General features: G+C 63.3%; 27 protein-coding genes. 15 read left to right on the top strand and 12 right to left on the bottom strand.

The annotated features are described in order from the left end of the window. Positions 1–81: 81 nt before the first annotated feature. On the bottom strand, positions 82–618 hold the full coding sequence (locus tag AC3CCE_RS26310) for an OmpA family protein (protein ID WP_023709975.1): 537 nt from the start codon (positions 616–618) through the stop codon (positions 82–84). A 160-nt stretch (positions 619–778) separates the two neighbouring features. Here AC3CCE_RS26310 and AC3CCE_RS26305 point away from each other — a divergent pair, with 160 nt between their 5' ends. Further along, complete coding sequence (locus AC3CCE_RS26305) at positions 779–1,411, top strand: DUF6931 family protein (RefSeq protein ID WP_352625537.1); 633 nt, start codon at positions 779–781, stop codon at positions 1,409–1,411. 58 nt (positions 1,412–1,469) lie between these two features. On the opposite strand, the gene AC3CCE_RS26300 is transcribed toward AC3CCE_RS26305, so the two are convergent. The 3 genes from AC3CCE_RS26300 to AC3CCE_RS26290 all read right to left on the bottom strand — a co-directional run bounded on the left by AC3CCE_RS26300 (position 1,470) and on the right by AC3CCE_RS26290 (position 4,658). Next, entirely contained in the window at positions 1,470–2,726 is a 1,257-nt protein-coding gene (locus AC3CCE_RS26300; protein ID WP_488377224.1) for a caspase family protein, read from the bottom strand. Positions 2,727–2,770: 44 nt separating this feature from the next. Continuing rightward, complete coding sequence (locus tag AC3CCE_RS26295) at positions 2,771–3,877, bottom strand: OmpA family protein (RefSeq protein ID WP_352625533.1); 1,107 nt, start codon at positions 3,875–3,877, stop codon at positions 2,771–2,773. A gap of 139 nt (positions 3,878–4,016) precedes the next feature. After that, entirely contained in the window at positions 4,017–4,658 is a 642-nt protein-coding gene (locus tag AC3CCE_RS26290; RefSeq protein WP_023827992.1) for a ThuA domain-containing protein, read from the bottom strand. 258 nt (positions 4,659–4,916) lie between these two features. On the opposite strand from AC3CCE_RS26290, the gene AC3CCE_RS26285 reads away from it, so the two are divergent. After that, on the top strand, positions 4,917–5,561 hold the full coding sequence (locus tag AC3CCE_RS26285) for a YjbE family putative metal transport protein (RefSeq protein ID WP_023695266.1): 645 nt from the start codon (positions 4,917–4,919) through the stop codon (positions 5,559–5,561). Between the two features lie 13 nt (positions 5,562–5,574). Here AC3CCE_RS26285 and AC3CCE_RS26280 read toward each other — a convergent pair whose 3' ends face one another. Beyond that, a complete protein-coding gene (locus tag AC3CCE_RS26280; protein WP_023695265.1) occupies positions 5,575–6,960 on the bottom strand; it encodes an FAD-binding oxidoreductase in 1,386 nt (461 codons plus the stop codon). Positions 6,961–7,187: 227 nt separating this feature from the next. On the opposite strand from AC3CCE_RS26280, the gene AC3CCE_RS26275 reads away from it, so the two are divergent. After that, positions 7,188–8,315: a LacI family DNA-binding transcriptional regulator gene (locus tag AC3CCE_RS26275; RefSeq protein ID WP_488377223.1), complete on the top strand. Its 1,128-nt coding sequence runs from the start codon at positions 7,188–7,190 to the stop codon at positions 8,313–8,315. Here the strand turns inward: AC3CCE_RS26275 and AC3CCE_RS26270 are convergent. From AC3CCE_RS26270 to AC3CCE_RS26260, 3 genes are all read right to left on the bottom strand, one after another. Then, a complete protein-coding gene (locus AC3CCE_RS26270) occupies positions 8,303–9,283 on the bottom strand; it encodes an alpha/beta hydrolase (RefSeq protein WP_245260221.1) in 981 nt (326 codons plus the stop codon). The genes AC3CCE_RS26275 and AC3CCE_RS26270 overlap by 13 nt on opposite strands. 14 nt (positions 9,284–9,297) lie before the next feature. Next, a complete protein-coding gene (locus AC3CCE_RS26265) occupies positions 9,298–10,446 on the bottom strand; it encodes a Gfo/Idh/MocA family protein (RefSeq protein WP_352625529.1) in 1,149 nt (382 codons plus the stop codon). A 254-nt stretch (positions 10,447–10,700) separates the two neighbouring features. Continuing rightward, positions 10,701–11,462: a DeoR/GlpR family DNA-binding transcription regulator gene (locus AC3CCE_RS26260; protein ID WP_352625527.1), complete on the bottom strand. Its 762-nt coding sequence runs from the start codon at positions 11,460–11,462 to the stop codon at positions 10,701–10,703. Positions 11,463–11,624: 162 nt separating this feature from the next. Between AC3CCE_RS26260 and AC3CCE_RS26255 the strand changes: the two genes are divergently transcribed. The 9 genes from AC3CCE_RS26255 (at position 11,625) to AC3CCE_RS26215 (ending at position 20,478) form a co-directional block, all read left to right on the top strand. Next, complete coding sequence (locus tag AC3CCE_RS26255) at positions 11,625–12,425, top strand: beta/alpha barrel domain-containing protein (protein ID WP_023692211.1); 801 nt, start codon at positions 11,625–11,627, stop codon at positions 12,423–12,425. Between the two features lie 3 nt (positions 12,426–12,428). Then, positions 12,429–13,379 carry a PfkB family carbohydrate kinase gene (locus tag AC3CCE_RS26250; protein WP_023699783.1) on the top strand — a complete coding sequence of 317 codons (951 nt, stop codon included), beginning with the start codon at positions 12,429–12,431 and terminating at the stop codon, positions 13,377–13,379. Between the two features lie 89 nt (positions 13,380–13,468). After that, the gene (locus tag AC3CCE_RS26245) at positions 13,469–14,614 is read left to right on the top strand and encodes an ABC transporter ATP-binding protein (RefSeq protein ID WP_023686996.1); all 1,146 of its coding nucleotides are present in this window, start codon (positions 13,469–13,471) and stop codon (positions 14,612–14,614) included. 115 nt (positions 14,615–14,729) lie between these two features. After that, positions 14,730–15,977: an ABC transporter substrate-binding protein gene (locus AC3CCE_RS26240; RefSeq protein WP_023820943.1), complete on the top strand. Its 1,248-nt coding sequence runs from the start codon at positions 14,730–14,732 to the stop codon at positions 15,975–15,977. A gap of 139 nt (positions 15,978–16,116) precedes the next feature. Next, positions 16,117–17,013, top strand: a complete 897-nt coding sequence (locus AC3CCE_RS26235) for a carbohydrate ABC transporter permease (protein ID WP_352625524.1) — start codon at positions 16,117–16,119, stop codon at positions 17,011–17,013. Positions 17,014–17,017: 4 nt separating this feature from the next. After that, positions 17,018–17,860, top strand: a complete 843-nt coding sequence (locus AC3CCE_RS26230) for a carbohydrate ABC transporter permease (RefSeq protein WP_023686993.1) — start codon at positions 17,018–17,020, stop codon at positions 17,858–17,860. 38 nt (positions 17,861–17,898) lie between these two features. Beyond that, positions 17,899–18,720, top strand: a complete 822-nt coding sequence (locus tag AC3CCE_RS26225; protein WP_352625522.1) for a sugar phosphate isomerase/epimerase family protein — start codon at positions 17,899–17,901, stop codon at positions 18,718–18,720. A 4-nt stretch (positions 18,721–18,724) separates the two neighbouring features. Next, positions 18,725–19,450, top strand: a complete 726-nt coding sequence (locus AC3CCE_RS26220) for a ribulose-phosphate 3-epimerase (RefSeq protein ID WP_352625520.1) — start codon at positions 18,725–18,727, stop codon at positions 19,448–19,450. Next, positions 19,450–20,478, top strand: coding sequence for an ROK family protein (locus AC3CCE_RS26215; RefSeq protein ID WP_352625518.1), 1,029 nt, complete (start codon positions 19,450–19,452; stop codon positions 20,476–20,478). Before AC3CCE_RS26220 ends, AC3CCE_RS26215 begins: the two co-directional genes overlap by 1 nt. Before the next feature lie 46 nt (positions 20,479–20,524). Here the strand turns inward: AC3CCE_RS26215 and AC3CCE_RS26210 are convergent, their stop codons facing one another. From AC3CCE_RS26210 to AC3CCE_RS26200, 3 genes are all read right to left on the bottom strand, one after another. Continuing rightward, positions 20,525–20,857 (bottom strand): hypothetical protein, encoded by a 333-nt coding sequence (locus AC3CCE_RS26210; RefSeq protein ID WP_023695254.1) that lies wholly within the window; start codon positions 20,855–20,857, stop codon positions 20,525–20,527. A gap of 83 nt (positions 20,858–20,940) precedes the next feature. Beyond that, the gene (locus AC3CCE_RS26205; protein ID WP_023686988.1) at positions 20,941–21,222 is read right to left on the bottom strand and encodes a hypothetical protein; all 282 of its coding nucleotides are present in this window, start codon (positions 21,220–21,222) and stop codon (positions 20,941–20,943) included. A 91-nt stretch (positions 21,223–21,313) separates the two neighbouring features. Next, positions 21,314–22,231, bottom strand: coding sequence for a LysR family transcriptional regulator (locus tag AC3CCE_RS26200; protein WP_023686987.1), 918 nt, complete (start codon positions 22,229–22,231; stop codon positions 21,314–21,316). 102 nt (positions 22,232–22,333) lie between these two features. Between AC3CCE_RS26200 and AC3CCE_RS26195 the strand changes: the two genes are divergently transcribed. The 3 genes from AC3CCE_RS26195 (at position 22,334) to AC3CCE_RS26185 (ending at position 24,530) form a co-directional block, all read left to right on the top strand. Then, entirely contained in the window at positions 22,334–22,972 is a 639-nt protein-coding gene (locus AC3CCE_RS26195; RefSeq protein WP_031201125.1) for a DsbA family protein, read from the top strand. 52 nt (positions 22,973–23,024) lie between these two features. Then, a complete protein-coding gene (locus AC3CCE_RS26190) occupies positions 23,025–23,633 on the top strand; it encodes an NAD(P)-dependent oxidoreductase (RefSeq protein WP_023692222.1) in 609 nt (202 codons plus the stop codon). A 165-nt stretch (positions 23,634–23,798) separates the two neighbouring features. Further along, positions 23,799–24,530, top strand: a complete 732-nt coding sequence (locus AC3CCE_RS26185) for an SDR family oxidoreductase (RefSeq protein ID WP_023753996.1) — start codon at positions 23,799–23,801, stop codon at positions 24,528–24,530. Here AC3CCE_RS26185 and AC3CCE_RS26180 read toward each other — a convergent pair. Continuing rightward, complete coding sequence (locus AC3CCE_RS26180; protein WP_023751826.1) at positions 24,481–25,413, bottom strand: LysR family transcriptional regulator; 933 nt, start codon at positions 25,411–25,413, stop codon at positions 24,481–24,483. The genes AC3CCE_RS26185 and AC3CCE_RS26180 overlap by 50 nt on opposite strands. Positions 25,414–25,560: the final 147 nt, after the last annotated feature.

Here is a 25,560-nt window from a genome sequence, read left to right as displayed (position 1 = left end):
TGTCAAACAATAAAAACGCCGCGTGTCCGTTGGACGCGCGGCGTTGTGTTTGACGACGGCCGGAAGACGCAGCCGGCGAAGCTACTGCGCCTTGATCCGCATCTCGACCCGCCGGTTGACGGGATCGTAGGGATCGGGATTGCGTGGATTGGCCTCGCCGAGACCGACCGCCTTGATGCGGGTGGATTCGATGCCGTTGGATTCGAGGAAGGCGGTGACCGATTGCGCCCTGCGCTGCGACAGGCCTTCATTGTAGGTCGCCGAGCCGGATGCGTCGGTATAGCCTTCGACGACGAAGGACAGCTTGCTCAGCCGATCGTCCTTCAGCGCCTTGGCGAATTCGTCGAGTTCGCTGCGCGCCTTGGCGTCGAGCTCGGACGAATCCAGGCTGAAATTGATCAGCATATCGAGGCCGGTCTTCTCCGGGGGCTTTTCTTTCTGGCTGGTCTTGCTCTTGCACTCGTCCTCGGTGCCGACACAAATCCCGCGTGCCGCGCCGTGATCGATCGCGCCGGCAAAGAACTTCACAATGTCTTCCGATCTCTGAAGTGGGTCGGCATAGACGTGAGTCGAGAAAAGCACGGTCGCCAATGCCAAGACTGAAATGTGCCGCTGCATAACGGTTACTCCCGTTTCGAGCATCCGATTTTCACTCAGGCCCGATCCATGGATCCGGGCCAACTCTTCCTGTTCGACAGTGATCTGTCGAGATCACGGTCGGCTGTGGAATATACCAAACCGTGAGGCGTTTGTCTGTGAACAACGTCATGGACATGTGGTGGTCGACAGACTTGACCCGCGCCTCGCAGGCGGGTTGAGTGAGGGCTGGGGGAGGATAACAGCAGCGATGGTCAACGGGCTTCGATTCCAGACCGCACGCGATCTCTTCGCCGCGAACACGGCTGTCGCCCGGGACATGACGGCCGTTCCGACCGACCAGCCCTCGCTCGAGTTCTGCCGCCGGCTGATGGCCGGGCGCATCCCCGAGGAAGCGATTACCTTTTGCGCCTATCTCCTGCCTGACCGGGCCGCAATCTGGTGGGGCCATGAGTGCCTTGGGCATCTGACCGAGCTGCTCGAAGAGCAGGATCTCGCAACGCTGGCCCTGATCCAGGACTGGGTCGGCGACCCCAACAATGCGAGCCGCCGGGAGGCTGTCGCCGGGGCGGCGATGACGCAGCAGCACACGCCTGCCGGCTGGATCGCGCTAGCGGCGCAACGGCACATCAATGGCCTGACGCCGCAGACCAACGGGTCGAGGCTGCGGCCGCTGCCGGCTGCGCATGCCGTCAATGCCGGCATACTGGCCGGACTGGCGCGGGTTGCGGTGGCGGACCGTTTCTCCGTGCTCACCGCCTTTGTCGAGATGGGCATCCATCTGGCCGAAACCGAGGCGCTGCGCCGAGCCTGATTGCTCTGGATCGTGATGAGATTTCATTGAAATCTGATCCAACCCATTGTTGGCGGTCTCATTTGCAGCCGTTTTGCGCCCATTTGCCGAGTGCCACCTTGAAGCGCGTGCCCAGCGGGTGTTGCAGGCGCAACACCGAGACATCATTGGTGACGTAGGTCTTGGCCTGGTCGCACAGCCGCTCCTCGGTCCATTGATGACAGTTGCTGCACTGGTTGTCCCAGACGGACTTTTCCAGGCCCTCGACCGGACTGAAGTGCGGCTTGCCCTGGATGAGTTGGGCGATGCTCTTGCCGTCGATCGCCGGGTCGCCGAAATTGACCGGAACGTCGAAAAGGACTGGCGCGTCCGAGCCCAGCTTCGGAATTTCCTCACGCAGCTGTTCCAGCGCCTGCTCGCCGGCGTCCGCACCCGGCGGATTGGCGGCCGCGCCGGTGCGCGCCTGCGTATCGCCTTCGGGCGCAGCCGCGCCGGAATCGCCGACGATCAGCGGCGCCTTGAGATCGACCTTGTGAAGCACGACATCGGTGGTCAGCGAAACGTTGATCCAGGGCCGCTGGCGTCCGGCTGTGGCCTTGAACACATCCGACGTAACCCGGTTCATCGCCTCGGTGATCGAGACGTTGACCTCGCCGATATGGGCAAGCAGCGCCGCCGAAAATGGCGAGTGCTCGCCCGGTCCGTCATAGGCGAGCTGGTTGGGACTGGCAGCGAAGGCGACCAGCGTGCCGGCGCCGCCATTCTCGATCGGTATTTCGGCAAGGCCGCTGCTTGCCGTGCTGTCGCCGCCAGTCTCCTTGGCAAGCACATCGGCGAGCGGGTTGTCGCGGCAGGCGTCGAGGAACACCAGCCTGATGCTGGTCTCGCGCGACATCTGCCGCAGGATGAAATCCACCTGCACGGCTTCGAAGTCGAGCGAGGTCTCGTCCTCCAGCGCCGCATCGACAGGCAGCAGGTAATTCCTGCCCGAGACCTGCAGGCCATGACCGGCATAGAAGAACAGCGCGATATCGGCGCCACGCACCTGCCGCGCGAATTGCGCGATCTTTTCCTGCGTCTGCGCCTTGGTGAGATCGAGGCCGGAGACGATTTCGAAGCCCAGCCCCTTCAGGCGATCGGACATTGCCTGCGCATCGTTCACCGGATTGGGCAGCACCGGCGCGTTCCGGTAATGGGAATTGCCGAGCACCAGGGCGATGCGGCGTTCGGCACTGGCCGCGGTCATGGTAATGGTCATGGTCAACGCAAGCGCCAGCACGGCGAGGCCGATGCCGCGCATGAAGTTGCCGCAACTTGCAATGATGTCCAAACGCACCGGGTTCCTTTTCGGTTGACGGGCCTTCTCAGTTAAGGACCGGCTCAGTTGGAGAGCGGCGTGGCGGAGAACTCGATCCGCCGGTTCAGCGCCTTGTTCTTCGGCGTATCGTTCGGCGCCACCGGCTTTTCCTCGCCATAGCCGGAAGCCGTGATCTGCGCCGATGGAATGCCCGCAGCGATGATCGCGTCGGCGACCGCCTTGGCGCGCCGTTCCGACAGGTTCTTGTTGGCCGTCGGCGAGCCGTCGGAATCGGTATGGCCCGAAACCTCGACCTTCAGTTTCGGACATTTGCCGACGACGCCGACCACCTCGGCCAGCAGTGGGCGGCTCTTTTCATCGAGCCGAGCGCTGGCTGGGCGAAAATAGACGGCGCCGGTGCGCGACAGCACCTCGAACCTGTTCAGGCATTCATCGTCGCTGAAGGACGTCTTGCCTGCATCTGTGGCGACCGGCCCGGCATCGGCTGGGGCTGCGGCCGCGACGGCAGGCGTGGCCGCAGGCTTGGCGCCATCAGCGGTGAAGACGAAGTCGAACGACACCGAAGCCGTCGGGACGATGCTGCTGACATTGGCCGCCTGCTGGAGTTTTTCGATGTTGGGCAACAGGCCGAAATCCTCGACATGCACGGCGACCGGCGCCTCCGAGGCGATCGACACCATGCTGTCGGTGATCATGGTGACCACGACATTGGCCTCAAGGTCCTTGTCGACGCCGTGCAGGCTCAGGCGAAACGGGATATGCGCGCTCATGCGCCGTTTGGTGGCGAGATCAGCAAAAGCGGCGGGATCGACTTTCGCCGTCACTTCCGCCGTCGGGAATTTGAATGTCTCGAAGAACAGGAACCGCATGCGGACATTGCGAAGGTCGATGCCGGTGTCGACCGAGTTGAGGTCGAAGGTGACCTTGGCGGCGCCATCCGATGTCAGCGTGCCCGAGAGGTTCCTGATCTTGTTGGTTTCGACAATGGTGTTCTTCTTCACCGATTGATAGGTGAGTGTCGAATTCGCCGGATCGAGCGTCCAGTGCGGCTGCGCGTTGGCCGCCTGCGGCGTAAGCAGCAACAGACCGAACACCACGACCACCAGAGCCGGCTGACGCCAGCGCTGCGACGACTTTCCATGCCTTACTAATCCGACGACCCCGAACATGCATGCCCCCCGTGACAACACATTTCAGTTGCGATGACGGCGATCGAACGCCGTGACCTCAGCCAGCATAGAGCGTTAGCCGCGGCTTAGCGAGTAGCGGAGGCGTGATATCGCCGTTGCTTGCTTGGACAGGCCCCGGTTACCGGCTGGCCCACAGCACCCCACGCTCGAAGATGGTGCGCATTTGCGGCACGGAAAACTCATCCGCGGTGTGGCCGAGCGCGCTGAAGAAGACGCGGCCCTTGCCGTAGCGGCGCTTCCAGACCACGGGCATGACGACGCCGTCGATGAAATCGAGATGCTCACCGCTGAACGTCGTCGTCGCCAGCACCTCGTTGCTCGGGTCGACATGCATGTAATACTGCTCGGAATGGTAGGCGAAACCCTCGATACCCCTGACGATCGGATCGTCGCTGATGATGTCGACACGGTAGTCGATGATGTCGCCGGGGTGCGCGACCCATTGGCCGCCGGTCATGAACTGATAGTTCGGCTCGTTGCGAAAACTGTCGCCCATGGTGCCGTGGAAGCCGGCAAGGCCGGTCCCGCCGCTGACGGCGGCGGTGAGGTTTTGCAGCTCCGGTTTATCGATCGTCGACATGGTGATCACCGGCACGATCAGATCGATGGCCGGGAGCTGCGGATCGGCAAGCGCCGATGTGCCCTCTTCTGTCCGCACCTCGAAGCCATGCCCGGTCAATATCTCGCTGACGACAGCGGCGCTGCGAGCCGGCGTGTGGCCTTCCCATCCGCCCCAGAAAATCAGTGCCGTCTTGCTCATGCTCGTCTCTCCTTTGGTCGGCAATATTGATAGGCAAGCGGAACGCTTTTGTCTTCCTTCCATGATGGGCATTCTGGGACGGGCATTTCTGGTCGGAAATCACGACCCGGCGATGAATTCCCGTGGATGAGGACCGATTGGCCGCGCTGGCGTCTTGTTTCAATACCGGGCTGCACTCAAATCAGCTGTCTTCGCGTTTGCGCAGACATCGGTCCGATGCGCCCGCAACCAGCCGGAGCCTTCCGGGGAGACCGCTTTATGAGTTTCGACCAGACGACTGTCGCCGCCTATCTGGAAGTCATCACCATCAACCTTGTGCTCTCTGGCGACAATGTCGTGGTGATCGGCATGGCGGCCGCAGGCCTCGCCAAGGCGTTGCGGCAGAAGGCGATCATCGCCGGCATTGCCGCGGCGGCGGTGATCCGCATCGTCTTTGCCGTGATCGCGGTGCAGCTGCTGGAAATTCCTGGGATCATGCTGGTCGGCGGCATGCTTTTGTTCTGGGTGTGCTGGAACATGTTCCAGGAGTTGCGCTCGGCCGGCGACGGCGAGGACGTCGACAATGAAGCCGCAGCACTTGCGACGGCGCGGCCGGCCAAGGCGCTGCGCACCGCGATCCTGCAGATCGTCGTCGCCGATGTCTCGATGTCGCTGGACAATGTGCTGGCCGTGGCGGGCGCCGCCGCCCACGACATGAATGCGCTGGTGTTCGGTCTCATCCTGTCGGTGGTTCTGATGGCGGTCGCCTCGACGCTGGTGGCGGCGCTGCTTGCCAGGTATCGCTGGATCGGCTGGCTCGGTCTGGCAATCATCGTCTATGTCGCGGGAAATATGACTCTGGACGGCGTCGAGCAGATGAGAACGGTCGACTTCCACGCGCTGCTCTCGCCAGTTGCAAGCTAGATCCTCCTGGCGATCAAATGATATCGAAAATCCGCCCTGGGTTGAGAATGTTGTGCGGATCGAACGCCACCTTCAGCCGGCGCATGGCTGATAGTTCGGCGTCGCTGCGCACGAGGTTCAGCCATTTCTTCTTGTCGAGGCCGATGCCGTGCTCGGCCGAGACGGCGCCACCGCATGCCGCCACGCCGCGATAGATGATCTCATAGGCGGCCGCCGGTTCCGTGGTGTCGACCTGATAGTGCAGATTGCCGTCGCCGAGATGGCCGAAGACGTAGATCTCGGCGCTGCTGTCGACGGCGTGGATCGCGGCTTCGGCGTTGCGCAGGAAATCCGCCATGGCCGCCAACGGGATGCTAATGTCGACGCCGAGCATGCCCTCGATCGCAAACAGGAATCGGTTAGCCTCTTCGCGCACATCCCATAGCGCACGGAATTCGCGTGGCGACTGCGAGACGACCACGTCGTCGACGATGCCGTCCTCGACCGCCTGCATCAGCACCGAAGCGAAACGCTCGCCGTCCAGCTCGGCCTGGCTGCCCTGGATCTCGGCCAGCACATAGACGGGCGCGCCGACAGGCAGCGGCGCCGGCGCGGCCATGCCGGCAATCATGGCGCCGTAGAGCGGCGAGAAGTTTACCTCATAGGCCGAAAGCAAGGGCCCGAGCCGCTGCTTGAGCAGGTCGAGCAGCGCAATGGCCGCCTCCAGCGAGCCAAGGGCGCAAAAGGCGGCAACCTCGGTGGCGGGCTTGGGATGCAGCCGCAGGCAGGCGCGAGTAACCACGCCCAGCGTGCCTTCGCTGCCAATGAAAAGCTGGTTGAGATCGTATCCCGAATTGTCCTTGGCCAGGCCACGCAACGAAGTCAGGATCGAGCCGTCGGCAAGCACGGCCTCCAGCCCCAGCACCTGGGCGCGGTACATGCCGTAGCGCAGCACGCGAATGCCGCCGGCATTCGTGGCGATGTTGCCGCCGACCGTCGCCGTGCCGCGCGCGCCGATATCGACGCCGAACATCAGGCCGGCTGCATCGGCCGCTTCCTGCACCATTTGCAGCGGCGCGCCGGCCTCTGCGATGATGGTTGCCGCGGCGCGGTCGGGCGCTCCGACCGCGGTCATGTGCTCCAGCGACAGCACCGCTTCGCCCGGCTGCACGCGCGCGCCGCCTGCCAGCCCGGTGCGGCCACCATGGACGACCAGCTTCTGGCCGATACCACTGCATAGGCGCAGGATTTCGGCGACGTCGGCGGCGTTGCGCGGACGCAAGACCAGTTCGGGCTGGCCGCCGCCCTTGCCGGAGAGGTCGTCGCTGTAGCGCGGATCGATAGCATCGCCGATCACAACCGCGGCGGCATCGAGCCGACGATAAAGCTGGGAAAGAAGCCGATCGATCTGTTGTGTCATGGTGCCTGGACTGTTTCAGCGCTCTTTGTGACCGAGACTTTGATGCGCGACAATTTTCGCGTCAATTGAACAAATTTACGCACGGTATAATCTGTCATTGCGCGTTGAACCCACTGACGTTTCCTGTAAATTTCGTCTGCCGTTGCGTGGCGGACGCGCCGGCTGCAGGACCCTGGGCAGCGTCAAGGGATGACCGAGGTTCTGGCGCGTGCCAGACGAGGGATTGAATGCCGATGACGCACAAGACGATGGAGGATTTCGCCCGCTCCTGCGGCGTCTCCAGGCCGACGCTGTCGAAATATTTCGACGATCCGACCAGCGTCAAGCCGGCAACGCGCAAGCGCATCGAAGAGGCGTTGCGCTCATCCGACTACCAGCCCAATCTGTTTGCCCGCAACCTCAACCGCAAGCGCACCCGCGCCATCGGCATTGTCGTACCGACGGTCACCGACCCCTTCTATTCCGAAATGGTCAGCCGCATCGAACTTCGGCTGCGCGACGAGGGCTACTGGCCGATCGTCATCTCCTCGCATGGCTCGACCGAGCTCGAAATGGAGGCGACACGTACCATCCTGTCGCTGAAAGTTTCGGGCGCGCTGATCGCGCCGCTCGGCTTGCGCTCGGACCGGCGCACGCTGGAGAAGCTGACCCAGACAATGCCGGTCGTCTATTTCGATACCTATCTCGAAGGCGGCACGCCCTTTGTCGGCAACAACAATGCCCAGAGTGTCTCGACCATCGTCGACTATCTCTGCCGCTCCGGCGACGCCCCGGTCTATTTCGATATCCCGCATGTCAATCACAATTCGCCGGAGCGGCTGAGCAGCTATGTCGACGCCATGCATCAGCTTGGCCAGGACCCGGTGGTTATCGGCAACACCCGAGACTACACATGGGATTTCGAGCGCATCGGCTACGAGCAGATGGAACAGATGCTCGGGGCCAGCGGCCTGCCGGGCAAGACCAGAGGTCTGCCCGGCAAGACCGGGGGTCTGCCCGGCAAGACCGGGGGTCTGCCCGGCAAGACCGGGGGTCTGCCCGGCAAGACCGGGGGTCTGCCCGGCAAGACCATACTGTGTGCGAATGACCGCCTGGCCTTCGGCGTGATGGCGGCAGCCTTCGCGAAAGGGCTGAAGATCGGCCGCAAGGCCGATTGCGACCTGCGTATCGCCGCCCATGACGACCATCCGCTGAGCCGCTACACCTGCCCCGCACTGACCACCATCGCGCAGGATTTTGCCGCCATGGCGGGGCGCAGCGTCGAGACACTGCTCGCTTTGCTCAACGAGGATAGGGCAAACGTCGCGCCGAAGGTCAGCCTCGACGCCGCCCTGGTGATGCGTCAGTCCGCTTGAGCCTTTCCAAAGGCAGGATCGAAGCTTCGCCACGCGGCAATGGCGGCGGCAACCGCCTGTCTCGCTGCCGGGCCGTGACGGCCCATCGAGACGAAGCCGTGGATCTGACCGGGCCAGTGTTCCAGTACGACCGGCACGCCGGCCTGCTGCAGACGCCTGGCATAGGCCTCGCCTTCGTCGGCGAGGATGTCGTGACCGGCGATGGCGATGAAGGTGGGCGGCGCACCGGCGAGGCTTTCCGCCTTCAGCGGTGAGGTACGCCAGTTGCCGATGTCGGCGGCATTGCGGATATAGTGGTCGCGGAACCAGGCCATGGTCGAGGCGGTCAGGCCAAAGCCTATGGCGAAGCGGCGATAGCTGTCCGTCGTCTGCCCGGCATCGGTGTTGGGATAAAACAGCAGCTGCGCTGCCGGCGGATTTTTGTCCCCCCGCGTGAGCAGGCCGAGCACCGTGGCGAGATTGCCGCCCGCGCTGTCGCCGGCAACCGCGATGCGGGCAGCGTCGATGCCGAGTTCGTCCGCGGCGCTTTGCATGAAGGCAAGTGCCGCTCGGCAATCCTCTATTGCCGCCGGGAATTTGTGTTCCGGCGCCAGCCGGTAGTCGACGGAACCGACGACAGCGCCTGCCTCGTTGGCGAACCAGCGGCAGATCTCGTCATGCGAGTCGAGATTGCCGATCACCCAGCCGCCGCCATGGAGATAGAGCAGCGCCGGAGCGCCTGCCGAAGGCGCGCCCTGCCCGCGATAGATCCTGAGCCTCAGCGGATCGCCGGGTCCGGCGATGATGCGCTCGCTGAGTGCTGCGACCGGTTCACGTTCGCCTTGCAGGTTTGGGAAGCCCTCATTGTAGGCACGGCGCGCCTGTTCAGGCGTTCCCGTTTCGAACGGCGGCGCGCCGGCCTGGCTGCCGAGCTCGAGCACATGCCGGGCCTCCGGATCGAGTGTCGGCAGGGACGGTGGCAATGTCACGGACGAACCTCCCGTCAGGCAAGCAGGGTTGCCGCTTCGTCTTCGCCAAGCAGCGGCGGCTGGTCGACCGTGCCGTTGGCGGCAACCGAGCCGCGGCTTTCGCCGGAAGCCAGGATCGCCTCCATGATCTCCAGCACGTGCAGCGCCAGCTCGCCCGAGGCGCGCGGCTTTCTGCCAGTGGCCAGCGCGCGCGCCAGATCGGCGACGCCGAGCATGCGGTAATTGGCACGGTCGGGCGCGGCATAGGGCCAGTTGCGGGCGCCGTAGAGTTCGCTCTCGCTGGCGAAATCGGCCCAGTCGGCGCCACGTTCCGACAGCGAGACCGTGCCGCCGAACGTGTCGGGATCGGGCAGCCTGAGCGAGCCTTCGGTGCCGTGCAGTTCGATCGGATGGTTGGAGTGTTTGAACACGTCCCAGGAGGCGCCGAAGGTGACGGTGGCGCCGGAACGGAATTCGAGCAGCGACACTATGTTGGTCGGCGTGCCGACCTTGAACGTCGTGTTCTTGAACGGCCCGTCAGCCGTGATCAGCCTCTCCTCCTGGCCGCGCGTCGCCATCGCCATGACGCGCTCGACCGGCCCGAGCAGATTGACCAGCACGGTCAGGTAATAGGGACCCATATCGAAGACCGGGCCGCCACCGGGCTGATAGTAGAATTGCGGATTGGGATGCCAGTGTTCCATGCCGCGTCCCATCATGAAGGCGGTGCCGGTCACCGGCTTGCCGATGGCGCCGTCATCCATCAGCCGGCGAGCGCGGCGGCCGGCGGCGCCCAGGAATGTGTCCGGCGCCGAGCCGATCAGCAGGCCGCGCTTGGCCGCCTCGGCGACAAGCCGGCGGCCGTCGGCGGCAGAGGTTGCCAGCGGCTTTTCGGTGAAGACGTGCTTGCCCGCCGAGAGCGCTGATAACGAAATGTCGAAATGCGCCGCCGGGATTGTCAGGTTCAGCACGAGGTCGATATCGGGGTCGGCCAGCAGCGCGTCAACGCCGAGGGCGCGGATGCCGTATTCCCTGGCGCGCAGCTCGGCCATGTCAGCGGAAATGTCGGCGCAGGCGCGTAGCTCGACACCACCGAAGAGCGCTGCATTGCGCAGATAGGTCATCGAGATGTTGCCGCAGCCGATGACACCGATGCCGAGCTTTGTCTCTGATTTTCCGTGCATTTCCAGCTTTCCTCCCAAGCCAAGGGCATGCTGCGCAACCGTTGCAGTTCCCACGACCCCCCGCAATCCGCTATACAGGACTTTAAATGTTGACGCGCGTAAAATTTTTATAGAGCTTATGAGAATTCTGGCGTGCACTGGGAGGCCGCCAGCGTGAGGAGGAGAACATGACCGGCATGAAAAACGGCCGACGGCCGCTGCGAAGCCCGTGGGTCATGCGCGCTTTCCGTCGCGCATCAGAGACCGGGATGGGTTCAGGCATAGATCACCTTGGCCCCGATCCTATCAAGCTCGCTGCGTATTGGACCGGGCAGGCCATCGTCGGTGATCACCACATCGACGGCCGACAGCGAAAATGCCTTGGACGTCCCGCTGACGCCCCATTTGCTCGAATCGGCGAGCAGGACAACGCGCCGGGCCATGCGAACGAGGTTTCGCTTCGTTCGCGCCATGTCTTCGTTCACGTCGACCACATCCAGTGACGAGTCTATCGCATGCGCTCCAACAAAGACCTGATGCGCTACCAGGCCGCCGAGAGCCGTATCGGCATCGGTGATCAGCGTGCTCACCGTGTCGGGATAGACCCGGCCGCCGATCATATGAACGTCGAGCCCGGGACGATGCATAAGATGCTGCACGATATTCATGGCCGTGGCCGCGACCACGACATTGCTGAGCGGCGGTAACTGCATGGCAAGCTGCATCAAGGTCGAGCCACCGTCGAAGATGACCGACTGGTTGTGCTCGAAAAGGTCGAGCGCCGCCCGGGCGATGCGCTTCTTTGCGTCGAGGTTCGTTTGCATCCGCCGCGCGAACGCGGCCGTCGTCGAATCGGTGGTCCGGGTCACCGCCCCTCCACGGGTCTTGGTCAGCAGTCCCTTGCGGTCCAGTATTTCGAGGTCGGAGCGCACCGTGACCTCCGACACGCCAAACCCGTCCGACAGGTCCTTGGTGCGAACCTGTCCGCTGCGTTGCACCTCACCCAGGATCGATTGGCGTCTCTGCTCCGACAACATTGCCCTGCCTTGCCTTCCCGCGCCAGGCAATCGCCCTGGCCTTTGCTCACCTTACCGAGAAATATGCAGATTCGAAAGCTTTCGAAAGATTGTTTTTCTTTTTTCTTTCGGAAACACTGGATCGAGCATTTTTAAATCAACCGATCAGGGAATTTTGGATTCATGAGCCTAGGAACCAAGGTGCGCCTCGCGCGCCTCTTCTCGCATCCATCGGGGAACCTTTTTGGCGGCGCGGTCGACCACTTCGTCGGCTATGGCGACGTGCGCAAAGGCGGCCTTGCCGACCTGCCGGGTGCGCTCGCACGCGTCATGGCGGGCAAACCCGACTACGTCAGCATCCAGCCTGGCACCGCGCGCCATCTGTGGCCGCAATATGCGGGCAAAGCTTCCCTGGTGATTCAGGCGGGCTGCTTCACTGCGGACGATCGTATCAGCGAGTTGATCGCAACGCCCGAGGACGCGGTGCGCGCGGGGGCCGATGCGTTGGCCGTGGCCATTCCGGTGCGCGGCGCGACGGAGGGCAAATACATACGCTGGCTGACCGATTCGGTGAATGCGGCGGCCCGCTACGGCATGCCCGTGGTGGCGCATATCTACCCTCGCGATTTCACCGACGGGGCAAAGATCGTCTTCACCCCCGACGAGATCGCCTATGCGGCGCGCATCGGTTACGAGTCCGGCGTCGACGTGATCAAAATCGGCTACACCGGCGATTTCGAGTCGTTCCGGGAGACCGTCCGGACCTGCCCGGTGCCGGTTGTCATCGCGGGCGGTCCAAAGACCGATACGCTGCTCGGCGCGCTTCAGCAGACGGCGGACGCCATCCGTGCCGGCGCGCGCGGCGCCGTGGTCGGCCGCAATCTCTGGGGGCACGGCGATCCGGAGAAGGCAGCGCTTGCCTTTCGCGGCGTCATCCATGACGGCCTTTCGGCGCAAGACGCCCTGGCGAAGGCGGGTGCCTGAACGATGCCCACCATCCCCTCGATCCTCGGCTTCGGCGCTATTGCGATCGACGACATAGTCTACGTCGATCAGCCATTGTCGGCGGGCAAGGGTAAGGTTCTGCAAAGTACCCGCGCCTTCGGGGGAAATGTCGCGACGGCGCTGGCCGCCGTCGCGCGGCTCGGCGGAACCGCCGGGTTCGTCGGATGGCTGGCCAGTGCCGCGGACGACGCGGTGCAGCTCGATCTCGTGGCGAGCGGTATTGAAACCGCATTCGCGCCGCGCCATCCCGACGCGCGCCCGGTGCACTCGCGGATCACCGTCGGCTCGGACGGGGAAAGGTTCATCGCGTATGACGACGATGCGATGCTGGGCACCGCTCCGGACTTTCCGGACGATATCCTCAGCCGCGCGACCGTCCTGATCGTAGATAGCTATGCGACCGGGTCGCTGGATGTCGTGGCTCGGGCTCGCGATCTCGGCCTTGCGATCCTCGGCGATATCGAATGGAGCAGCGGCCCCGCCACGGAGCGGCTGATCGCGCTCTGCGACCATCTCATTCTTCCACTTAGCTTTGCACGCACTGCCACGGGGCGCCGATCGCCTGCCGAGATGCTCGATGCCTTGTGGTTGCCATCGCGATCCGCCGTGGTTCTGACCGATGGAGGCAGGGGTGTGTACTATCGCGGCCGTGAAGAGACAGGTCTCTGGCACCTGCCCCCGCACCGGGTTGCGGTCGTCGACTCCACAGGCGCGGGTGACTGCTTTCATGGCGCCTATGCCCATGCGTTGACGCGCGGAGCCGACACCGCGGGCCGGATCGCATTCGCGGCCGCGGCGGCGGCCGTTTCGATAACGGGGCGTGGCGGGCGCGAGGCGCTTCCGACCGAGGACCAGGTCACGCAACTCCTGGCATCGGCGAACGCGCCGTCAGCAGTCGACCTGAAAAATGCGCATGTGGATGCTGGAGCATGACCTGAAACGATCCGACGAAACATTTCGCAGGCGAACACAAGCCCAGGAGAATCATAAAAATCAGGGCTTATACTTGTGGAGGGAGGAATATGGCAGAAGTCATTCTTGAGAAGATCTGCAAAACCTACGGGAACAGTTTTCGCGCAATCGACCAGTTGAACCTGTCGGTCAAGGACGGCGAGTTCTTGATCCTCGTCGGGCCTTCCGGCTGCGGCAAATCCACGGCGTTGCGAATGATCGCGGGGTTGGAAGACATCACCAGCGGCAGCCTTCGGATCGGCGGGGTCGACGTCGTCGACATGCCGCCCAAGGACCGCGACATCGCGATGGTGTTCCAGAGCTACGCGCTCTACCCGCATATGACGGTATCCGAAAACATCGCCTTTTCGATGCGGCTGGCAGGCAAGCCGAAGGCCGAGCGCAAGAAGCGCGTGGACGAGATCGCCAAAACTCTTCAGCTGACGTCTTTGCTGGACAGCAAACCCGCGAACCTGTCAGGCGGGCAGCGTCAACGGGTTGCCATGGGCCGCGCCATGGTGCGCGAGCCGGCCGCCTTTCTCATGGACGAGCCGCTTTCCAATCTGGATGCGAAACTGCGTGTGCAAATGCGCGCCGAAATCACCAGCCTGCAAAAGCAGCTCGGCGTCACGACCATTTACGTGACCCACGATCAGATCGAAGCGATGACGATGGGCGACAGGGTCGCGGTGCTGAAAGGCGGTGTGCTGCAGCAGGTCGACACACCCAAGAGGCTCTATGAATCGCCGGTTAACGCCTTCGTTGCCGGCTTCATCGGCTCTCCTTCGATGAACCTTTTCGAGGCGACCCTGAAGGGCGGCGAGCTCGCTTTTCGCGACTTCGCCGTCCGGCTGCAGGATGCAGCCTTCGTGCGCAGGCCGGCCTTGAGGTCGTATGCGGGGCGCAAGGTCGTGTTCGGGATCAGACCGGAGGATCTTTATGACAGCAGCCTTGAATCCGGTCGCAAGTATCAGACGATACCGGCCAGGGTGACCTCGATCGAGGAACTCGGCTCCGAACAGATCGTCCACATGAACATCGACGCGGTCCGGGTGGACTCCGGCGATCCGGATGCGGTGGACGATTTCGGCCTGGCATCGAACGCGGTGGCGAGGTTCGAGCCGATCAGCGCCGTCCGCTCCGGCTCGGAAATCCGGTTGGCCGTGGATGATGCCAAGTTCCATTTCTTCGATCCCGAAACGCATCTGGCGATCTGAAGATCTGCGGAAGACCGCGGGCGGGAGCGAGGTGCCTGCGGAAGATACAAGAAGGCTTCTGAATGAACAGACGACCGTCCGCATTGTGCGGCCGATCTTGAAGAAGGAGGAGAAAATGATGTTTCGGATACGACCCGCGATGCTGAAAATAGCCGCGGCCGCATGGTTGCTTGGTGCAACCGGCGCCATGGCGGACACGACGCTGGAATTCACCCAATGGTGGGAGCCCGAATTGCCGGCGGGATCGCTCAGGGCAATCATGAACGACTTCGAGGCTGCAAACCCCGGCATCAAGGTGACGCTGGTCAGCGGTCCCTATGCGACCACGCGAGACCAGATCTCGGTCGGCGCCGCAACCGGAACGCTCAGCGACGTCGTCGGTCTCGACGGCGCCTGGGTGAACAATCTGAACGCGCAGGGTGCGCTGGCCGACATGAACCCGATGATGGATGCGAGCGGGTTCGACAAGACCCAGGTCGCGGATATCATCAAGGTGGACGGCAAGGCGGTGATGTTTCCCGTGGCTTCGTTCGTCTATCCGGTCTTCGTCAATCTGGACCTCGCCGCCCAGGCAGGCGTGACCAAGCTGCCGTCGACCCGCGCGGAGTTTCTCGAAGCCGCCAAGAAGATGACCCATGCCGACAAGAACCAGTATGGCTGGGTGCTGCCGCTGTCGCTGCAAACGCCGTCCGGTGTCCAGAACGACCTGATGTCGTGGGTCTGGGCCTCGGGTCAATCGATGATGGTTGAAGGCAAGCCGGCTCTCGAGGGCAAGCCGGTCGTCGATATGCTCACCTTCGTCAAATCGCTGAACGACGCCGGCGTCATCTCGCCCGGCATTGCCACCAAGACCGAGCAGGAAAAGGTCGAGGAATTCGTCAACGATCGGGTCGGAATGATGATCGACTCGCTCGCGCATGTGAATCTCATCCGCAAACGCAATCCCAAGCTGAACTTCGACCTCATCCCGGTCCCGGTCGTGGCGGACTACAACGGCAAGCGCGGCCTTCCCTATGCCTCCTGGGGCATCGGCATCTCCGCCGCCTCGAAACATCAGGATGAAGCCTGGAAGCTCGTCCAATATCTGATGAGTGAAAAGGTGAATGCCAAGCTCGTGTCGCTTGCAAACGCCTTCCCGGGGAACGTCAACGCCAAGCCCGATTTCGTGACCTCGGACAAGGCTTTCGCCAAGGCTTTCGAAATCTTCAAGACCGGCTATCTCGCCAACGAGTTCACGGGGCTGCCGGTGGCCGAAGACCTGATGACCAAGTTCGATGTGGAAGCCCAGAAGATGCTCGCCGGCGAGCAGTCTCCGGAACAAGCCGCAGCCAACGCTCAAAAGGGCTGGGTGGAGAAATTCTGAGCTGCCCATTGCCCGTTTGCTATCTTCCACCGGGTGGCCCGGCCTCGGCCAGGCCCCCCGTCAACAACGGATCGCAATTTGAGATGGACCTGTTTTTGAAGCGCACCTTCCTCCTGAAGGCACATCCCAGGGGTCGCACATGACCGGGCAGAAGCGCTCCCACCATCGACTGAAACGAGCGGTCGCACCCTATCTCTATCTGTCACCATCGCTCCTCATAATCGGCCTTCTGATGCTGCTGCCGATGGTGACGGTGATTGGCTATTCGTTCCAGAACAGCGCGGTGCTGCGTCGCGACCCGTCCTTTGCCGGACTGAAACACTACCAGGCGATCTTTGCCGATCCGGTGTTCTGGGCCTCGCTGTGGCACACGCTCTACTTCACCTGCATGAGTGTCGTCTTCCATATGACCATCGGCATGCTCTTCGCACTCATGCTGAACAGCGACCGCATCAATCCGACGCTGCGCAACATTCTGCGCGTGCTGTACATACTGCCCTGGCTGTTCACCGCGGTAATTATCGCGGTGATCTGGCGCCTTCTGCTTGAGCCGAATGGTGTCGTGAACAGTGTTCTCATGCAGATGGGCATCATCGGTTCCAAGGTCGAGTGGTTTTCCTCGCCCGCGACCGCGCTGCACGCCGTCACCTTCGCCAATATCTGGGCGGGCTACCCGCTTTTCATGGTCAGCCTGCTCGCGGGCTTGCAGGGCATTCCCGAGGATTTCTACGAGGCCGCCGAAATCGACGGCGCGAAGGCCTACCAGAAGCTGATCTTCATCACCATTCCGCAGCTGATGCCGATCATCATCAGCATCTCGCTGCTCGACTTCATCTGGACCATGCAAGTCTTTCCATTGATCTGGATAACGACGGGTGGCGGTCCGATCTACTCGACCGAGGTCCTCAGCACCTACACATACAAGCTGGCGTTTTCGAGCTACAACCTGTCGCAGGCCTCGGCGAGCGCCGTGGTCATCCTGCTGATCTCTCTCGGCCTGACGCTGTTCTACATCCGCTATCAAAAGGCTCGGTAGTCACATGAGGAAAATGCACACGCCGAAAGACAGGCTGATCACCGCAGCGCTCCATGTCGCGCTTGCCGCAGGGCTCTTTTTCGCGGCCTTCCCGATCTACTGGATGCTGAGCAGCTCGTTCAAGTCGAACACCGAAATCTTTGCCCTGCCGCCAACCGTTCTGCCGAAGGCCTTCACTCTGGAAGCGTATGCGGCCATCCTGGGCGACCCGGTAAAGCTGCGCTTCTTCTTCAACAGCTACTTCGTCGCCGGAGCAGTGACCGTGCTGACGGTGCTGATCGCCTTGCTGGCGGCCTATGGGTTCAGCCGTTTCAATTTCCGCGGCAAGGGCAGCCTCAACACTCTCATCATCAGCACGCAGACGATCCCGCCGATCACGCTTTTGATCCCCTTCTTCGGGCTTGTCGTCTCGTATGGCATCTTCGACACCTATGTCGCGCTGATCCTGACCTATCTGGTGTTTACGCTGCCCTATGCGATCCTGCTGATGACGGGATATCTGAACACCTTGCCCCGCGACCTCGATGAAGCGGTGGCTGTCGACGGCGGCACCAGTTGGACCGCACTGTGGCGGGTGATCGTCCCGATTTCACTGCCTGGTATCGTGGCGACGTCGGTCTACACCTTCCTGTTGTGCTGGAACGAATTTCTCTTTGCGCTGACACTGACGAAGTCGACGTCCATGCGCACCGTCCCGATCGGCATCCAGTTGTTGATGGGGCAACACGCCTTCGAATGGAACCAGATGATGGCGATGAGCGTGCTCGGCTCGCTGCCGCTCCTGGTCATCTACCTGGTTGCCCAGAGGTTCTTCCTCGCCGGCATGACCGCAGGGTCGGTCAAGTAGGATGTCCCTCCAACGGAGGTGGATCAAGGAATGAAAGGATGACCGTGAAAGACCTGAAAGTCGGCTGCCAGACCTTTACCTGGGAAATGCTCGGCGACCGTTTTGCCGGCGGCCCGGACGATCTGCTCAAGGCGATCGCCGATGGCGGCTATGCCGGCATCGAGATCACCGACACGATGATCGGCCGCTATGCCGGCAAGCCGGCGGAGTTCGCGGCCGCGCTGAAATCATCCGGACTGACGCTCGTCTCCTTCGCCTTCGGCTCGAAGAGCGGTTTCACGCTCAGGGATGAGATCGGCGCCGACCTCGAGACCGCCAAACGCTGGATCGACTTCGCCGCCGCCTTTCCCGGCGCGCTGGTGTCGATGGGCTCGGCCACGATCGTTTCCGACGGGCCGCGCGACGGCAAGTTTGCCATCGCCGCCGAGGTCTACAACAAAGCCGGCGAGCTCGGGCGCGAGGCCGGCGTCCAGGTCGCGGTGCATCCAAGCTCGCATCACAACACGCTGCTGTTCGACCGCGCCGACTACGACCGCATCTTCGGGCTGCTCGACGCCTCGCTGGTGGGCTGGGTGCCCGACACCGGCCACATCTTGCGCGGTGGCCAGGACATGGCGGATACGCTCACCACTTATCGCGATCGCATCCGCTATGTGCATCTGAAGGATGTCGACAACAGCGGCACATGGGCGATGCTCGGCAAGGGTGTCTGCGACACGGCCAAAGTGATCGAGATCGCTGGTGCTGCACCCAATTTCAACGGCTGGCTGGTGCTGGAGGAAGAGTCCGAAACGGCCGCCGCCGACCCTGCCGGCGCCGTCAAAACCAACCGCCAGACAATGCGCGGCTACGGAGCCTGAGACGATGACGACGAACAAGCCCCTGTCCGGCCCCGCCGCAATTGCCGCTCTGCCGCGCAACCGGGTTATCGGCGAGTTTTCGCTGTGGTCGGCCGACCTCGCCAATATGGAGCACGATTTGAAGCGCATCGAGACCCATGCCGATGTCCATCATATCGACGTCGCCGATGCCCGCTTCACCCCTGGCTTCCTGTTCTTCCCGGACCTGGTGGCGCACATCGCCAAGCTCACCGCAAAGCCTATCCATGTCCACTTGATGGTCGAAGCCGAGATCGTCGAGGAACAGACGCGCCAGTTCATCGAGGCCGGCGCCGACCTGATCAGCGTGCACGCCGAAAACGGCGAGACCGGTCTGCGCGCCGTGAAACTGGCGCGTGAACTCGGGGCCGAGGCCGGCGTGGTGCTGCGGCTGGAAACACCGGTCGCGGCCGTCACGCCCTTCCTGCCGGAAGTGGCGTTCGTGACGCTGCTCGGCACTTCCATCGGCGTCAAGGGCCAGAGCCTGTCGGAGCAGGCGTGTCCGCGCCTGATCGAGGCGCGCGCGCTGATGCGCAAAGCCGGCCGCGAGGCCGACATCGTGCTCGCCGCCGATGGCGGCATCCGCCACGAGACCGTGCCCTTACTGCGCGCCGCAGGTGCGCAGACCGTGGTGCTGGGCTCGCTGGCCTTCGGCGATCCCGACCTTGCCCGGCGCATGGCCTGGCTGCACGGGCTGGAGGTCGCCGCCTGATGACCAAGCTTGCGCTGGCCTTCGATCTCGGCGGCACGGCGCTGCGCGGTGCGCTGGTCGAAAGCGATGGCCGCATCGTCGCTCATGCTTCAGCGCCGACGCTTGCCGGTGCGGGATCGGAGGCGGTGATCGGCCAGATCGTCGCTCTGGCAGGCACGCTGCTTAAGGAACACCCGCAGGCAAACGTCGCCGGCATCGGCGTCGGTGCGCCGGGGCCACTCGACCCCAAGGCGGGGATCGTCATTGCGCCGCCAACGCTGGCCGGCTGGCACGACGTGCCGCTGATCGACATTCTGGGGCGGCATTTCGGGCTGCCGGTGCGGCTGGAAAACGACGCCAATGCGGCGGCGCTCGGCGAATGGCGTTTTGGCGCCGGACGTGGCAGCGGATCGCTGGTGTTCGTGACTGTGTCCACCGGCATTGGCGGCGGCGTCGTCGCCGATGGCCACATCTATCACGGCAGGCGCGGACTGGCGGCCGAGATCGGCCACATGACCATCACCGGTGAAGGCGACCGCTGCTTTTGCGGCGCCATCGGCTGCTTCGAGGCCGTTGCCTCCGGAACCGCGCTCGGCCGCCGCGCCACGCGACTGACCGCGCCGGGCGACGGCTCGCTCTTACGACGGCTGTCAAATGACGGCGACGTCTCGGCCAGGCATGTCGTAGAGGCTGCCAAGGCCGGCGACGCCAACGCTCTCGACCTGATCGAGGCGGAAGCACAATGGCTGGGCATCGGCTTCACCAATGTCTTGCATCTCTATTCGCCCGATCTGATTGTCATGGGTGGCGGCCTTTCCAACGGGTTCGACCTTCTGGCACCGTCGATCAGAGCGGTCATCCAGCAGCGGGCGATGCCGGCCTATCGCGACGTGCCGATCGTGCAGGCTGAACTCGGCGACCGCGCCGGGCTGATCGGCGCCGCCAGCCTGATCCTGTGGGAAGGCGAACCGGGTGCGCCGCTGGCGATGGCGCAGGACGACAAGGACAGAGGCGCGACCGCCGATGCCAGAGAGGCAAGCCACGGCTGAGCTCAAACTGCGCGGCGCGCAGCGCCAGGGTCCCCGAAGAGGACCCCTACCCTTCGCGATTCCAGCTGGCGTATTTTCGGATCGTTTGCCGCTTGTCTTCCGACAAGCCAACAAAGAGATTCTCCTCGAGATAGCCTTGCCGGATGAGATTGGCGAAGACCTGTATTAGCTGTGAATAGCGATAGTCGAACATCTGGTCGATCTTCCGTCGCTGCTGCCGCAGAAAGTCTTCGACGTCCCACATTTCGGAAGGCGTTGCCGCAACGTGGGCCCTGCTCTTGAGTTCAGCCAGCGTCTTGTCGAGCGCCACCTTCAGCGCTGCGTCATAGGCTCTGCGAGCGGCCTTCCTTTCGGACGGAGACCATTTTTCGACGGTCATCGGCTATCTCTATCGAGTTCGCGGTGGCCGGCATCCGGTAGAACCCGCGACAGGCGCAGGACAGCCCCGCTTTTGGGGCCGTTCTACTTCCCGCAATGGTGATCGTTGACCTTGTTCAGCGCATTCGCGTCCGGCCCGACCCTGTCGTAGGAGCAGGGGCCGGCAGCCGTGGTGACCAGCATCTTATCATAGTAGCGCGGGCCGCCGAACAGGGCATAGAAGAGGTCGCGATGGGCGGGAACGTAGCGTTGCTCCGGTTCCGGCTGGCGATGGCGGTGCTTCTTCTCCTTGGCGAGCGCTGCGGTAGACAGGCTGCAGCCAAGCGCGAGAACAAGGGCGGAGGTCGCGAGGATCTTGATGGTCATCGGCAATACCCTTCTGACGGTTCGGAATCGCAGCATATCCAAAAGCGTGGGCCGAACAAAGGTTCCCTGATTACCATAGCCAGCGCCGAAATCAGCCTGTAACGGCACTGCGCGCCCGCCGCCTTTCCGCCGCAACCAGCAAGTCGACGAAGGCGCGCACCTTGGCCGGCCTGAAGCGCGCCGGCGGGAAGACGGCGTGGATGCCCCCGGACGGCAAGGTCCAATCCGCGAACACCCGCACCAGCCGTCCCCGCGCAATGTCGTCGGCGACACTGTAGTCCGGAAAGATGCCGAGGCCGATGCCGGCCAGCACGCAGGACAGAACGCCCGGTGTCTTGTCGCAACTGACGACAGGGTTGAGTTCGGCCAGCACCGTTTCCGTGCCCCTCGAGAACAGCCATTGGCCCACCCCGCGCAACTGGGCGTTGCCGACCCAGGGCAGCGACTTCGCCCGCCTGGGGCTGGCTTCCCCAGGCAGCCTGGCGGCCAGTTCCGGGCTGGCGACGACGAATTGCTGCAGGCTGCCCAGCCGCCGCGCCAGATTGCTGGAATCGGCAAGCCAGCCGACGCGGATGCCAAGATCGATCTGCTCGTCGACCAGGTTGCTGACCGCATCGTCGAAGATCGTCTCGACCCGCATTTTCGGGTATTTTCTGAGATAGGCGGCGATGGTCGGCGCCACGACCTTCTCGCCATAGTCGAGCGGCGCCGTCAGCCGCAGCGTCCCCGTCGGTTGCGCCGCGCGCTGCGAAATGTCGCCATAGGCTGCCTCCGCCTCGCGCAGGATGATCGCGGTCCGGTCATAGAACAGACGACCCTCTTCGGTCGCCGTCACGCGCCGCGTCGTGCGCCGCAGCAGCGTTGCACCGAGCTCTTCTTCGAGCTTGCCGACCTGATGGCTGACCACAGCCTTGGCAACATCGAGACGGTCGGCAGCGGCCGTGAACGAGCCGGTCTCCACCACGGTGGCGAAGTAGACGAGCCGGTTGAGATTGAGGAGTTCGGTCACAGGCAGCTCATTGTATGATTTGATCAGACAGATTGTATGATTGATCGCTATTTTTCGCAACCGGTCCAGCTGTCATCTATCGGGCAACAGAATGAGGCCGCCATGACCAATGCAACCCTAACCTGTCTTTTCGACCCGCTCTGCGGTTGGTGCTATGGCGCCACGCCGATGCTGGATCGACTGGCCGCCGGCGGGACCGCGCTCCAACTGCTGCCGGTGGGGCTTTTCTCCGGTGCCGGCGCGCGGCCGCTGGATGCTGGTTTTGCCGCCCACGCCTGGGACAATGACCAGCGCATCGCGCGGCTGAGCGGACAGCGCTTCAGCCAGGCCTATCTCGACAATGTGCTCAATGTCAGCGGCACCTTGCTCGATTCTTCCGCTGCCACCATGGGCATCAACGCCGCCGGGCTGGACGACTGGCGCCAGGAACTTGCGGCACTGAAGGCGATCCAGCATGCCCGCTATGTCGACGGCCGCGATATTGTGACGGTTGACGGCGTCGCCGCGGTACTGACCGACGCCGGCATGAGCGACGCGGCAAAGCTTTTGAAAGCGCCGACGCAGCCGTTTCTGGCGAAGCATGACGACCTGGTCAGCCGCGGGCGGATGTTGTTCCAGCGGCTGCATGTCAATGGCGTTCCCGCGCTCGCGGTGATCGGCCAAACGGCGCCGCGCCTGATCGGCGCCAACGCGCTGTTCGGCAGCTACGACAATCTCGTCGCTCACATCGAGGCGGCGTAGGCCCAGAAATTCTCCCCAGACGAAATTCTCCCCAGACGAAAGGAAAATCCCCATGAAAATCGCACTTATCGGCGCGTCCGGCCAGGTCGGCTCGCGCCTGCTTAAGGAACTCTCCGATCGCGGTCACAGCGTCACCGCCATTGCCCGGCATCCAGACAAGATCGCGGCACTTCCGGGCGTGACTGCCAAGAAGGGCGACGTCTTCGACAAGGATGGCCTTGCCGCCCTGATCAAGGGGCATGACGCGGTGATCTCCTCGGTTCATTTCCTCGACAGCGATCCCGATACGCTTATCGCAGCCGTGCGTGCTTCCGGCGTCAAACGCTACCTCGTCGTCGGCGGCGCCGGCAGCCTTGAGGTTGCGCCCGGCAAGCGCCTGGTCGACACGCCGACCTTCCCTGATATCTACAAGGCCGAGGCGCAGAAGGGCGCCGACTTCCTCGACACGCTACGGACGGTCGACGATCTCGACTGGACCTTGCTGTCGCCTTCGGCGCTGTTCGTCGCCGGCGAGCGGACCGGCAAATACCGCATCGGCAAGGACACGCTGCTGACGTCCGACAAGGGCAGCAGCATTTCCTTCGAGGACTACGCCATCGTCATGGCCGACGAGATCGAAAAGCCGGCGCATATCAAGCAGCGCTTTACGGTCGGCTATTGAGCGCACTTCTATTGACAGGTGGGCCACTCGACGGAGTGGCCCGCGTCGGTTCCTATCGACGATAGTGCCATCGGAGTCTCCGATGGCACTATCGCTTTCTTCCGTTTCCACTCCTGCCGCCGGTCTGCGACTCTCGCCGGAGCGGTTCAGGACAGGAACGGAAACATGGCAGACATCGCAAAATCGAAAATCGCTATCATTGGCGGCAGCTCCGGAATGGGGCTGGCGTTGGCAAGGCGGTGCCTGGACTCAGGCGCCGAAGTCATCATAGTCAGCCGCAGTGAAGCCAGGCTCAAGCGTGCCGGCGAGGCGCTGCAGAACCCTTCCGCTTTGAGCGCCGTCGCGGCCGATATCGCCAGGGAGGATCAGGTCGCTGACCTGTTCAAGCGAATTGGCCGGCTCGACCATATCGTCAGCACCGCCGCCGATATCGAAGGCGCCTATGAGCTATTGCCTTCAGTCGACCTGAAGGCGGCGCAGCGGGTCGTCGAAAGCAAATTCTACGGGCCGCTGCTGCTCGCCAAGCATGGCGCGCCGCAGCTTTCGGCCAACGGCTCCATCACCTTCACCTCAGGCATCGCCGCCTACCGGCCGGCGGCGCGCGGCTCGGTCGTTGCCGCTGTCAACGCTGCGCTGGAAGGGTTGGTGCGGGCGCTGGCGGTCGAGCTGGCGCCGGTCCGTGTCAACGCCGTCTCGCCGGGCTGGGTCGACACGCCGATCTGGAGTTTTGTGGCCGGCGACAAGAAGGACGAGACGCTCGATGCAATGGCCAGGCGCCTGCCAGTCGGCCGCGTCGGACAGCCGGACGACATTGCCGATGCCATCGCCTTTCTGATGGGCAACGGTTTTACGACAGGGACGGTTCTGCATGTCGAGGGCGGTCATCGGCTGATCTGAGCGCAGCGAAATTCCTGGCCGCGGCCGCCAGCAGCAGTTTCAGCGCCGGCGGCTGAACCCGCCGGCGGCGCCAGACCATGACCAGCGACGCCGTGCGGGCCGACCCCGGCCACGGCAATTCGACGATCTCGCCGCGATCGAGCGCGTCGGCAACGGCCAGCCGCGGCACCAGGCCCATGCCGACACCAGTCGCCACCAGGCCCGCAATGGCGCCGATGCTGCCGACTTCGGCGGCAAGTTCTGGCGCTGCAATCTCGGCAAAGGCAGTGTCGAACAGATGCCGGTAGACGCATCCGGTTTCCGTCACCACGAAACGCATCGCGGCGAGCGCGGCTAGGTCGTTCTGTCGCGATGCGGCCGCATGCTCAGCTGATGCGACAAGGACCAGCGGCTCGGCCGATATCGTGCGCCTGGCCAGGCGTTCATCCAGACCGCCCTTGTCGAAACAGAAGGCGACGTCGATCTCGCCTTCTTCGAGCTGCCGCAGCAGGGCATCGCTGCCGGCGATTTTGAGCCGCAGACCGATCTCCGGGTGGTCGCCTTGAAAGGCCGCCAGCCATTGCGGAAGTTTGACAGTGGCAATCGTCTCCAGCGCGCCGACCGTAACCGTTCCGGCGGTCATTCCCGTCGTTGCCTCGACCGCAATACGCGCCTCCTCCGCCAGTTGCAGAATCTCTTCCGCATAAGGTTTCAGCGCGTCGCCGGCCGTCGTCAGGTCGAGGCCGTGGCGCGAGCGGATGAAGAGGACGACGCCAAGTTCGCTTTCCAGCGACTGGATCTGGTCGCTGACGCTCGACTGCGCCAGATGAACCTCCCGCGCTGCACGGGTGATATTACGGTGCCGCGCCACGGCGAGGAAGGTCTTGAGCAATCGTGGGTGCATGCCGTTTCCGGATCTGTCTCTGTTCGACATTTCGGGCTTGGCTGGTCCACTTGCAACCCTGGTCCATTTGCAACCCCGGTCCATTTGCAACCCATTGACGCCGGCGTCATCAGGTTGCGGCAGACCGAAGGGCCAGAATTTCGCGGC

The organism is Mesorhizobium sp. P160187, assembly GCF_057766425.1.
The sequence above is the reverse complement of the archived record's forward strand: the minus strand, read 5'-3'. Positions and strand labels throughout refer to the sequence as shown.